Source organism: Colwellia sp. BRX8-7 (assembly GCF_014077275.1).
In the GTDB taxonomy this organism is placed as follows: domain Bacteria; phylum Pseudomonadota; class Gammaproteobacteria; order Enterobacterales; family Alteromonadaceae; genus Colwellia_A.
The window spans coordinates 15,515-28,876 of sequence record NZ_JACGVP010000016.1 but is presented as its reverse complement, the minus strand read 5'-3'; the positions used below and the strand labels follow the sequence as shown (position 1 = coordinate 28,876).

General features: G+C 39.1%; 8 protein-coding genes. 2 read left to right on the top strand and 6 right to left on the bottom strand.

Features of this window, described 5'->3' with window-relative positions:
* Positions 1 to 75 precede the first annotated feature (75 nt).
* The 6 genes from H4J57_RS15235 to H4J57_RS15210 form a co-directional block, all read right to left on the bottom strand.
* Entirely contained in the window at positions 76 to 546 is a 471-nt protein-coding gene (locus H4J57_RS15235) for a Dps family protein (RefSeq protein ID WP_182230886.1), read from the bottom strand.
* A 225-nt stretch (positions 547 to 771) separates the two neighbouring features.
* Entirely contained in the window at positions 772 to 4,596 is a 3,825-nt protein-coding gene (gene putA, locus H4J57_RS15230; protein ID WP_182243506.1) for a bifunctional proline dehydrogenase/L-glutamate gamma-semialdehyde dehydrogenase PutA, read from the bottom strand.
* 133 nt (positions 4,597 to 4,729) lie between these two features.
* Positions 4,730 to 6,415, bottom strand: a complete 1,686-nt coding sequence (locus H4J57_RS15225; protein ID WP_182243505.1) for a thiamine pyrophosphate-dependent enzyme — start codon at positions 6,413 to 6,415, stop codon at positions 4,730 to 4,732.
* Between the two features lie 104 nt (positions 6,416 to 6,519).
* Positions 6,520 to 7,017, bottom strand: coding sequence for a pyridoxamine 5'-phosphate oxidase family protein (locus H4J57_RS15220; protein WP_182243504.1), 498 nt, complete (start codon positions 7,015 to 7,017; stop codon positions 6,520 to 6,522).
* A gap of 333 nt (positions 7,018 to 7,350) precedes the next feature.
* Complete coding sequence (locus H4J57_RS15215; RefSeq protein WP_182243503.1) at positions 7,351 to 8,058, bottom strand: Crp/Fnr family transcriptional regulator; 708 nt, start codon at positions 8,056 to 8,058, stop codon at positions 7,351 to 7,353.
* 418 nt (positions 8,059 to 8,476) lie between these two features.
* On the bottom strand, positions 8,477 to 9,241 hold the full coding sequence (locus H4J57_RS15210; RefSeq protein WP_182230882.1) for a Crp/Fnr family transcriptional regulator: 765 nt from the start codon (positions 9,239 to 9,241) through the stop codon (positions 8,477 to 8,479).
* Between the two features lie 535 nt (positions 9,242 to 9,776).
* Here H4J57_RS15210 and H4J57_RS15205 point away from each other — a divergent pair.
* Both H4J57_RS15205 and acnA read left to right on the top strand, forming a co-directional pair.
* Positions 9,777 to 10,226, top strand: coding sequence for a universal stress protein (locus H4J57_RS15205; RefSeq protein ID WP_182230881.1), 450 nt, complete (start codon positions 9,777 to 9,779; stop codon positions 10,224 to 10,226).
* A gap of 391 nt (positions 10,227 to 10,617) precedes the next feature.
* Complete coding sequence (gene acnA / locus H4J57_RS15200) at positions 10,618 to 13,356, top strand: aconitate hydratase AcnA (protein WP_182230880.1); 2,739 nt, start codon at positions 10,618 to 10,620, stop codon at positions 13,354 to 13,356.
* The last annotated feature ends 6 nt before the right edge of the window (positions 13,357 to 13,362 follow it).

Here is a 13,362-nt window from a genome sequence, read left to right as displayed (position 1 = left end):
TTAAATAAAATAGGTGAATAACGTTGAAATATATAACGAATTTAATTTCAAAACATTGAAAGGTAATTACTCAAGCTACTTATTTGAAGCTCTTAGCATCCACGATGTTTTTTCATGAATTCGCATTCGGTCAGAGACAAGAGATACCGTTGATTCATCGTCTAATTGATGAGCCACTTTTAAAACGTCACGTGCGGTCTTTATAAGTGTTTCATGCCCAACAGTTAATACTGCAATCATTTCTGTGGCATTAGGAACACCATCCACCTCGTGGATTGAGCTTAATCTGGAAAATTCTTTATAAGTGCCTGGCGCGTCAACATCAAGCGTTCTAATACGTTCTGCAATGTCGTCTACAGCAATTGCTAATTCTGTATATTGATCCTCAAACATTAAGTGTAACTCTCTAAACCTCAACCCCGTAACATTCCAGTGAAAGTTATGTGTTTGTAAATAAAGCGTATAAGAGTCTGCTAGTAATTTTTTTAATCCTTCAGCGATTTTGCTTCTATCTTTTTCATCAATACCAATATCAATGGTGCTCATAATTACTTTTCCTTTTTTCATTAAAAAAATCAATATAGGGAGGCGATTTTTGCCGCCCCACCAAAAACATAGTGTACGACTTTATCGATTTAGGCTCTGTGCGATATCGAACCAAAAACGTTTGGCTGATGAGTATACGGGGGATAACTCTATTGGCTTTAGGTTGCCTGCCGATAGTTATTGTAGATTTATAACAATATCTAACGGCTAACAATGGATTATTAACTAATATTCTTCCTCTAAAGTCATAAGCGATGTGTTACCACCAGCAGCGGTCGTATCAATGCTAACTGATTTTTCTGTTAATAGACGCTGAATTAAATTATCCAAATATTCTGAACTGATCACCGGTAATATTGCGCCTTGACGTTCAGCTAACTTCTCACTGATATAATGTTTTCGGTCGCAATGACTATCAACAACAACACCTGACAAAGCAGGATGCGCTAACAGCGCTGATAAATGACATAACTTAGCAACTTGAAAAACATTTTCATCTTCGCCTGTTGCAACAAACTTATCTCTAAAGGCTAAAGCTTCCTGATAAAATAAATCAGAGACAACCGTAATAACGGTATTACCCGTCGCCAACGCCGTTATAATAGACATCAACAAAAACTGAAAGCTGACATTTTTATCCGCAAAGCAAATAATATTACCGCGGTTTTCTAAATACAACATATTAGACTCACCTGTTGGCCCAGGTAGAGTTAGTGGTTTATTAAGGTGTTTTTCAATACGTATTAATTGTTCACGAGCCGCTGTTAACGTAAGATTTAGGTCATCAAATAAATCATCAACAATATCAACATCAGCAATTTTGGCTAACAATTGACGCACGCAAGAAATACGTGTATTTAACTCAGTTAAACGCCAGCATTTTTCAGCGACATCGGCCTTATCCATAAGTAAAACTGCCTCTTTTTTAGCTTTTTCATCTCCCTCTAACACTTCCTCTTGTGAGGGCGATACATTAAGTTTCGCCGCATCAGGGGTAGATTTTTCTTTCACTAAGCGCGTTAAATAATTGGGACCCCCTGCTTTTGGCCCAGTACCAGAAAGACCTCGACCACCAAAAGGTTGTACACCAACAATGGCGCCAATTATATTACGGTTGATATAAACATTACCGGCACGTGACCGCTTAGCTAAATCAAAGGCACGGTGTTCAATACGCGTATGAATACCCATGGTTAAACCAAAACCTGTACCATTAATTTTATCGATAACCCCTTCTATCTCATTACCTTTAAAACGTACAATGTGCACACAAGGACCAAAGACTTCTTTTTCTAACACGCTAATATCTTCAATTTCATAAAGACGCGGGGCAAAAAAGAAATGCTCATTATTTTCTACCTCGGCAGATATTTCACATTGGTATAATAACTGACCATGTGTTTTCATATAATCGCTGTGCGCATTTAGAACGCCGAGTGCTTTTTTATCTATAACAGGCCCTACGTCAGTGCTTAAGTACGCTGGATTACCGACATGTAATTCTGCTAAAGCACCCTTAAGCATAGTAATAACATTATCAGCGATGTCTTCTTGTAAAAATAATACCCGAAGCGCAGAACAGCGTTGACCTGCCGATTGAAATCCTGAAGAAATAACATCGTCAACAACTTGCTCAGGCAAGGCAGTTGAGTCAACTATCATACAATTTTGTCCACCCGTTTCAGCGATGAAAGGCACCTGATCGCCACCTCTATCAGCCAAGGTTTGCGAAATTATTGTCGCTGTGTCACTAGAGCCAGTAAAAATAACGGTTTTAATACGATCATCCGGAATAATTACACTACCCACTTTACTACCACGGGCAATAACCTCTTGCACAACGCCTTCAGGTAGTCCAACAGATTTCATCAGCTCAATGGTGCGCAGCGCAATCAAACTTGTTTGTTCAGCGGGTTTTGCCAATACAGTATTACCCGTAACAATGGCTGCAGCGATCTGCCCTAAAAATATCGCTAAAGGAAAATTCCATGGGCTAATACAGAGCACTACACCACGAGCTTCGAAACGTTCGTCTTCTGCAAGATTAATAGCTTTTTCAGCATAATAACGACAAAAATCAACCGCTTCACGTACTTCATCGATGCCATCTTGAGCTGTTTTACCCGCTTCTTTAATACATAAGGCGATAAGCTCGTCCATATGATGTTCAAGAATATCGGCAACGCGGCACAATAACGCTGCGCGTTCAGATACTGGTGTTTGTGACCATGATGAAAATGCTGTTTTAGCCAACGTTATCATTGCCAGCATTTCATCTTCGTTGTGATGACGATAAAAGCCTATTATTTCAGTTTGGTTGGCAGGATTATTAACGGCAAAAGCCCCTTTTGGAACGTTACTTTCAGAGAGTAGATGATCAGTAAACCAGCTATCTAAAAACGACTTCAAGGGTGTGATTGTATTAATATCAGCTAAATCGACGCCTTTAGAGTTATCACGACCGAGACCTTTTTCATCATGGTATAAAGCTATGGGTTTGGTGATTTGGGTGTTATATTTATCTTTTAAACGCTGCGTTTTTTCAACGGGATCTCTCAGTAAAGATTCAACAGGTTGAGTCTCATCAACAATGGCATTAACAAAAGAAGAGTTAGCACCATTTTCTAGCAAACGCCGCACTAAATAAGCTAATAGCTCTTCATGATGACCAACTGGGGCGTAGATGCGACATTGAATATTTTCACTAGAAACTATTTGATCATACAAAGAGTTCCCCATGCCATGTAAACATTGAAATTCAAAACCCTCTTTATTGCCATCAACGAGTTCAAGAATGGCGGCAACAGTGTATGCATTATGCGTAGCAAACTGTGGATAAATGGTATCTCTATAAGCTAATAATTTTTTTGCACAAGCGCGGAAAGAAACATCAGTAGAAGATTTTCGTGTAAATACAGTGAAATGCTGATGACCCTCTTTTTGAGCCTTTTTAATTTCAGTATCCCAATAAGCCCCTTTTACTAGGCGGACCATCATTTTTCGGTCAACTCGCACCGTTAATTCACGTAACCAATCAACGACAAAAATAGCCCGCTTTTGATAAGCTTGTAATGCCATACCAAAGCCAGTCCAATTTGCTAAATCACTATCACTAAAAACCGCTTCAATAATATCAAGTGATATATCTAAACGTTCAGACTCTTCTGCATCAACGGTTAAACCAATATTGTAGCTTTTAGCTTGTAAACAGAGCGCCTTAAGTTTTGGCACAATTTCAGCCATAACGCGTTCTTTGTGGTTAAATTCATAACGAGGGTGAATAGCAGAAAGTTTCACTGAAATACCAGGAACTTTACGAGGATCATCTTTACCCGTAGCACGCGCTACATTCCCAATCGTGTCTATTGCCTCTTGATAAGCTTTAAAATACTTATCAGCATCATTCATCGTACGGGCACCTTCACCGAGCATGTCAAATGAATAGACATAGCCTTGCTGCTCTTTATCGGCAGCACGCTCAGTTGCGGCAATGATTGTATCGCCCATCACAAACTGCTTACCCATAATTTTCATGGCGTAGTTCATTGATTTACGAATAACAGGTTCACCTAAACGACCGACAATCTTTTTCAATAAACCAAAGCTTTCCTTTTTGCGTTTATCGGCATAATTAACCATAGTGCCGGTAATTAACAAGCCCCATGACGAGGCATTAACGAACAATGAATCGCTGCTGCCTAAATGACTGTTCCATTGCCCTTGAGAAATTTTGTCACGAATTAAAGCATCTTGAGTATGTTTGTCTGGTACTCGTAACAAGGCTTCGGCCAAACACATTAAGACCACACCTTCTTCACTTGATAGGGTGTATTCTTTTAATAAGGCGTCTATTGCACCATTACCTGACTCGACTTTACGAATTTGAACAGCCATTTTACGCGCTCTTTCCCACGCTCGACTTCTGGCACCAACATTTACTTCTGCCAATGGTAAGATATGATCTACCGCAATTTTTTCATCGATACGGTAAAACTCACGAATTTTTTGACGAAGAGGACAGTCTGTATTAAACGAACCATTGAAAAGCATATAGTTATCCTTAAAAAATTATTAAATAGTCTTTTGTAATCTCTTAAGTGATTACAATTTAATTTATGCTACGAATGCTTTGTTAGCTCTTTTTCAATCATCGCCGACAAGATACGTAACAAAGTCTGTCCTTTTAATTTAAAAACTCTTTAGCTTTAGCAATCGAATAATTTACTGCTTGTGACAGTTCAAGTTTGGGCGGCATAACCAATTCATTTGGATCGACATGGACATCAAGTACACAGGCCTCAGTACTAGTAAATGCCTCTTTCAATGCATCGACTAGCATTTCAGGGCGTTCAACACTACAACCCTCACCACCACATAATCGAGCAAATTCAGCAAAATCTGGATTTTTTAATGCCGTTTTATAATTGGGGTAACCGCTGCTTTCTTGTTCGAGTTGAATTAGTCCCAATTTGGCATTGTTAAAAATAATAACCTTTATCGGTAATTTCCGATTGACCACCGTAATAAATTCTTGCATTAACATACTAAAACCACCATCCCCGATAAGTACTATTACCTGCCGGTCAGGAAATTTTAATTGTGCGCCTATCGCGCCAGCCATGCTAAATGCCATCGTGGCCAAGTTACCTGAAAGGGTAAATAGTTGGTGTTCAGTTACGGGTAAATGACGAGCGGCCCAAGCAGTCACCGTGCCAGTATCACAAAGAAAAATCGCATCTTTGTTGGCAAGCTCGCCGATTGTTCGTGCTAGAAACTGCGGTTTTATTGGCGCTACTTGCGATCTTTCTTTTTCGCCTTGTTCTCTTGACCATTTCATTTTCTGGTGACGACATTCATCAAGAAAATTTTTGTCATCTTTTTGGGGTAAATCAATAATTAATTGCTCTAGCACCTCACTTACCTCTCCAACTATCGATACATCGACAGGGCAACGTCGACCTATGTGTCGAATATCCTTGTCCACTTGAATGACTTTCGCTTTTCCAGGGTAATATTCTTTGTAGGGAAAATCAGTACCGAGCATAATAAGTAAATCACAATTATTTATTGCCTCAATTGATGGTCGCGTACCAAGTAAGCCAAGTCCTCCTAAGGAATATTCATGCTCATCTGGCAGTAATACTTTTGCTTTTAATGTTCTAATAAGTGGTGCATTGCATTTTTTCAACAAAGTAAGTAGCTGTTGACGCGCTGGAATAGCCCCTACACCCGCAAGAACTACAATTTTATTAGATTGCTGAATTAGGCTAAGTGTATTGTTTAATGCTGATGCTAAAGGTTTTGTACTGCCCTTTTCAGTGCCAGCGATTGGATGACAAGTAATACCTGCTTCTATTTGCTCCGTGGCCACATCTACAGGTAGGGCAATATGAGCAACTCCGCTTTCAGTAATCGCACTATTACACGCTTGCTGGATGATCTCAGGGACACGATCAGCAGCAAACAAGGTTTGATTAAACACAGCGACATCAGAAAAAAGAGCGGATGAATTGATTTCTTGATGTGAGTTATTACCTATTTCAGAACGCGGTAACTGCCCCGTTATCGCTAGGACAGGTGCATGGTCGAGCTTAGCGTCGTACAAGCCATTGAGTAAATGTATGGCTCCACCTCCAGCAGTACCGACACAAACGGCAAGCTTACCGGTTAATTTTGCTTGGGCTGATGCGGCAAACGCCCCACTTTCTTCATGACGGACCTGTATGAATTCTATCTTTCCATTGCGGCGTATAGCATCCATCAAATCATTAATCGCATCACCTGGAATACCAAAGACATGGCGGACACCATATTTGTAAAGTGTCTCTACAATGTGGTCGACAACTTTACGTTTTTTGATTGTAGACATGTATTCCCCTTTCAATTTCAATTTCAAATAAGTTCATCGATATTTACTTTAATTAAGCACAACGTTCAAAGCGTTATGAATTTATCTATTATATTTACTCACTGTTAACGACTTTCATCAGGCTCAATTGATTCATGAACATTATTTACTGCTGAAACTCCCGGAGTAAATAGTTGTCTGATGCTGTTCAACATCGTGTTATGCTTCCAATGCTCTGCTCGCACTAAACTTACTTTCAATAAAGCAATGTCTGGGTTATCCAATCCATCTTGAATCCACGTTTCATAACGTGACTCCCATAATTTAATCAACATAGCTTCACTTTTAATTACCTGAGTGATCCCAGATACCGAAATAAAATTGTTATCTTCTTTGATAAAACTAAGATTGACGAAGCTGTTTTGAGTCAATTCACCAATCAACTCTGAAGATAGCGTTGTAAAAAAGAAGAGTTCTCCTTCAGCACTAACTTCAACGGTTTCCATCGGTCGACTTTTCATTATTCCATCACCAGACCTAGAAACGAGCATTGCTACATCACCTATATTAATGAGCTTTTGAATATGTGAGATATCTCTCTGTAAATGCTTTTCACTTTGCATGCTAATTTTCTCCGATTAAATGTATTCAACGGTGTTATCTGTTTTTAGAGACGGCTAAGATAGTTAACATAAAAACAGTTATATTTGATTTATTAAGCTAAATCTAAAAATATTATACGGTGACAAGGGAGGTCGCTCTGTACGTTAGCGTACTGTCTAAAAAATGGCTTTTACCTAAACGGCTTAAAACTAATGCTGGCAAGTTGAAACAGAGGGTTTTTAAGGTGGTCTTAGCGCTGATTAACAGACTAAAAATAGTGTAAAATACTGTTTGAGGTTATAATAAAGGTCTTTACTAATGCTTATTTAAAACAAACGAATAGCTAAAGTGGTCTAGTTTAACCTATTGGTATAATTACCTTTCATCAGCTGATAACACTCACAAGCTTCCCGCTCTAAGCCCTTACGATTAAGTATCTGAATGGTACCTCGTGTATAGCTAATTAACTTTTTATCTTTTAATAAGCAAGCGGCTACTGTTATCCCGCTTCTTCGAACACCAAGCATATCAGCAAGAAATTGATGTGTTAGGTTTAAATGAGTAGAATGTGCCCTATCATCAGTCATGAGTAACCAACGAGCAAGACGAGATACTATGGGATGAAATCGCATGCAGACTAATGATTGAGAACCTTGCACAAACAAAATATAAAGGTAATCATTCAACCTTTTTAACAGTAATGGAAAGTTTTTCAGTTGATACTGAAATTGCTTAACAGATAAGCGCAGCGCTGTTCCGGACCCCTGAACAACAGCTCTATCAGGTGCCGATTGTACTCCTGAGATATTGGAAATACCCAACATACCTTCATTACCGATAATACACAGTTCAAGCGGTGGGTGTCTCGTACCTGTAGTGACCAGTGAAATATACCCTGTTAAAGGATAAAATATGTAGTCAATGCCTTGCCCGCGCTCATGCAATATATCACCGGAGGTTAAATGGACTTCCTCGCATTGCGCTACAATAGTTTTTCTGAGTTTACTTGGTAGCCCATCTAACAGCTCATTGGTGACTTCTTGCTTTTCTTTTGATCGCATATGTTTGCTCTCTGATACAGAAAAATGATATTGCCTTAAATAATTAAAATTTAATTTATAGCAGCAATAGTCAAGTGTAAGCGATATAAAATAGAGGATCTGTGCGCTGGCAAACATTACTCACTTATATGATGACTTTATAACTTACATATTTAAAATGATTAGTTCACTAAGCAATTGCGGTGTCTATAATGTCACGAGGTTTTCTTCAATGCCAGCGCTAAAGTCTTAACGTTTTGATGCGGATATTGCAGGAAAATTTTTGATAAAAGTCAATGGCGTGACCGCCTTATTTAGCGCAATAGCTGATATTGAGCTAAATATCTAAGCTGATTAAAAACTGAGCTTTAATACTGATAAAAATCATCAATTTATAAAGATAAAAGACAGTATTACTCATTGAAACAAATAACCTTGATTAAAGATTAATAACGTTTTTTGATTGATAGTAAACTTTTTCGTTTTCATGAGGGAGCAATCGGTCGGTTTCTTTTTTTACAACCGCGTAGCATTCACAACTTAAGCTTTCAAGTTTCTGCCTATTTAATACGGTAATATGACCGCGATGATAATCAATGACACCCAACTTCTGCAGTTTTCCCGCAGCTTCGGTCACACCTTCTCGGCGAACCCCTAACATATTACCAATAAGTTCTTGAGTCATCACTAGGGTATTATCGGGTAAACGGTCAAGCGACAGTAAAAGAAAACGGCATAATTGCTGATCAATCGTATGGTGGCGATTACATACTGCAGTCTGTGACATTTGAGTAATAAGGGATTGGGTATAACGAAGCATTACACCTAACAATTTTCCATGTCGATGGAATTCTTCGGTTAAGCATTTTCCTTTAAGCCGATAAGCATAACCTGCACTTTGAACCACAGCTCGGCTAGACGTACTTTCTCCGCCCATAAACAACGCAATACCAACAACGCCTTCGTTACCGACCACAGAAATTTCTGCCGAAGCGCCACTCTCCATTACGTATAATAAAGAAACAATAGAGTCAACGGGAAAGTATACATTAGCGAGCTTATCACCGGCTTCGTACATCACCTCGCCTAACTCTAATTTTACTAATTCAACAAAAGGAAAAAGTCGTTCTTTTACTTCATCAGGCAAGACAGCTAGTAAGTGATTTTGTAAGGGGGAAATTTGGGTGTCGATTATTTTTTGCATCGTGAGGCGTCCCTTCTTAAGAATTAAATCAAGCTACTAGATATTTTACCTTAACAAAAACAATCTCGCTGTTCGGTTCGATACCGTACACAACACTCTTTTTAGATGATCATTTTTATTTTAGGTAATTAAAGTATATATCGCACTAATCAACATTTAGACCACCTAAAGTAGATGCGCTTACATTCAGATAACAACATAACAAACAACAATAACATTTAAAGACAAAAACTTAAACTTTCCACTACTGTAAAGTCTAACGAAGAAATAGCCTACTGCTCTAGTGGCTTTCGCATAAAAAATAGTACGATAATTATTAGGTTATGTGTGACAGCGTACAGATATATCTTTACGTAAAGTACAAGGTAGTATTTAGAGCTTAGCGTTATAAAATTTTATTCATTAATGGAATGGACAAGACCATAAAAGTTTTACTTCAGTAAAAGAAGTAGCACCCTTTAAAACAGGTAAAACAACAAGTTAATGCTTTGCCAGCCACCAATAAAACCCTTATCATTTAATAGAGGAAAACGTTATGTATAAACATATTTTATTTGCCACAGAACTCCATGACTCAAAAAGCTATATTGAAGATAAAGTCGCGCAATTACAACAGTTCACCGACGCTAAACTTAGTATTATTCATGTGGTAGAGCCGATACCTAATTATGGTGGAGCACTCGGTGTTGTTCCGAGTCCAGACCCAGTTGGCAGTTTTGGTAATACAGAAAAACGAAAAGAACAAGCCAAAGAGATACTTCAACCATTAGCTAAAAGGCTAAATATCACCGAACAACACTTGTTTATATCGGTTGGATATATTAGCGAAGAAATATTGGCTTTCGCAGAGCACGAAAATGTCGATTTAATTATAACCGGTAGCCATGGCGTACATGGTTTACGGTTATTATTAGGCTCTACCGCAAATGCCATTTTACACGGCGCAAAATGTGATGTATTGGCAGTGCGTTATAAAGAGCAATAAGCATTGATTTAAGCAATAAATACATTGCTTTGAATATTATGATGGTAACGAACCTGCTGTGAACGAGCCAATCAATTAAGTCGGTAATTAATATAATATCGTTAATTATCTATCGGTTGCAGCTAGACTTACCTTTCCATAACAGGTTTTTATCGAGGGTCGTATCACTAATTTATCCTGTCTTATCAAATCGACCTATCATGATAAATTATTTGACTCGAGTCTCATTTATAATAAAAACCCTACTGATTGTTATATAACTATACATGTTACCAGCCCTTTATTTTGGCTGCCACATTATGTTTTCGTCTATGTATGCTAGGGTATATTTACTACGTTTATCATAATGCGTATACCAATCAGATTAATACTTTTAATGGAGATAACGACAATGGCCAACTCTATACAACGTTTAAAGCAACTTGAAATTAATGGTGAAATTTGTCACTACCACAGTTTTGATGGTTTAGCGGATAAGTATGACCTTTCACGTTTGCCTTTTGCCGCTAAAATCCTTTTAGAAAACTTATTACGACATGCAGATAGTGATTTTGTCCAACAAGGGGATATTGAAACCTTAGCCAATTGGGATGTAGACAACTGGCAGGATACTGAAATTGCCTTTGTACCTGCTCGCGTAATTTTGCAAGACTTTACTGGGGTACCCGCCGTAGTTGATTTAGCGGCTATGCGAGATGCGATAGTAAAAATGGGTGGAAAAGCCGAAAAAATAAACCCATTAAATCCAGTCGAATTGGTCATTGACCATTCAGTTATGGTCGATGTGTTTGGTCAAGCTGATGCGATGGAAAAAAACACCGCAATTGAGTTTCAACGTAATCGTGAACGTTATCAGTTTTTACGCTGGGGTCAGCAAAGTTTTGATAATTTTAAAGTGGTACCACCGGGCCGTGGTATTGTACATCAGGTAAATCTCGAATATTTAGCCCGCGTAGTATTCAAAAAGCCCGACGAGAATAATTTACTTTACCCAGATACCTTGGTTGGCACCGATTCACATACCACCATGATTAATGGCTTAGGTGTGTTAGGTTGGGGAGTCGGCGGTATCGAAGCTGAAGCGGCGATGCTGGGACAACCCGTGACCATGTTAATACCTGAGATTGTTGGTTTTGAATTAACGGGGAAATTACCTGCAGGAACTACAGCGACTGACTTAGTCTTAACGGTAACCGAACAATTACGTGCTGCAGGTGTGGTAGGTAAGTTTGTCGAGTTCTTTGGTACTGGGGTGAATGAGCTGACCTTGGCCGACCGAGCAACCATAGCCAATATGGCGCCAGAATATGGGGCAACGTGTGGAATTTTCCCCATCGATCATCAAACTACCGATTATCTGCAATTAACCGGGCGTGACAGTGAGCACATTGAACGCGTAGAGTCCTATTTAAAAACGATGGATATGTGGGGAACGCAATCTCAACAGCATGCTGTTTATCATAGCCGATTATCATTAAAATTAGATGAAGTAGTGCCTTCTATTGCTGGTCCTAAACGTCCTCAAGACAGAATTTCACTTGACCGTGCCGGTCTGGCGTATCGTGACTGGTTAGCTTTACAACACGGTATAAAACAAACAGTCTCGAGCGATAGTGAAAGTGGCTTTGAAAGTGAAGGCGGACAACCTTCGGTACTATTACCTGCTAGTAATGAAGATTCAGGCGTTCCCTGTCAGTATGCTGATGAAGACTTTGTATTAAAACACGGATCCGTCGTTATAGCGGCAATTACCAGTTGCACTAATACCTCAAATCCATCGGTATTAATTGCCGCTGGACTATTAGCCAGAAATGCCCGGTTGCGAGGATTAACGGTTAAACCTTGGGTAAAAACCAGTTTTGCACCTGGTTCACAAGTGGTCACTGATTATCTGCTTAAATCTGGCTTAAATGAAGATTTAGATGCCCTTGGTTTTCAGTTAGTCGGATACGGATGTACTACCTGTATTGGTAACTCCGGCCCTTTACCTACCGAAATTAGCGACGCTATTCATCAAGGCGATTTATCTGTTACCTCTGTTTTATCGGGTAATCGTAACTTTGAAGGTCGTATTCATCCAGAAGTCCAAGCTAATTATTTAGCCTCTCCTCCTTTGGTCGTTGCTTATGCTTTAGCGGGTAATATGAAGATAGATATTACCACGGGTTCACTAGGTGATGACCCTACAGGTAAACCGGTTTATTTACATGACATCTGGCCAGATAGTCAGGAAATTAAACAAGTTATCGAAAAAGTTATCGACAGTTCAATGTTTATTTCCCGATATGAAGATGTTTATAGCGGTAATAAAGACTGGCAAGCGCTGGATATAGTACAAAGCCAAAAATATGATTGGCCAGCTTCTACCTACGTTAAACTGCCACCATTTTTTAATAATATTAGCGCAAAAATACCAACTATTAAGCCAATTAAAAATGCTCGATGTTTATTAAAACTGGGTGATAGTGTCACTACTGACCATATATCTCCTGCCGGTTCGATTGCGCTAGATAGCCCCGCGGCTGAGTATTTAAAAAGTGAAGGCGTCTCTCCCAAAGACTTTAATTCTTATGGCTCTAGACGCGGTAATCATGAAGTGATGATGCGCGGTACTTTTGCCAATGTTCGTTTACGTAATTTATTAGCACCCGGCACTGAGGGCTGTTGGACGACACTGATGCCATCAGGTGAAAAAATGAGTGTTTTTGATGCGGCGATGCAATATCAACAACAAAACATTGCTTCGATTGTTTTAGCTGGAAAAGAGTATGGTACGGGCAGTTCTCGTGATTGGGCCGCCAAAGGGCCAGCTTTATTAGGCGTTAAAGCGGTTATTGCACAGAGTTACGAACGTATTCATCGCTCTAATTTAGTCGGCATGGGGATATTACCACTGCAATTTATGCCAGATGATAATGCCGAGTCACTAAAGCTAACAGGTGAAGAGCAATTCAGTATTCCTGCCGTGAGTATTGGGCAGAAAACGGTGACAGTATCTGTTAAAAATGAAGAGGGTAATGAACGTTCCTTTGAAGTAAAAATTCGTATTGATACACCCAACGAATTCAAATACTACCAACATGGTGGCATATTACATTATGTGCTACGAAATTTAGCGTCGACAGACTAATGTTGT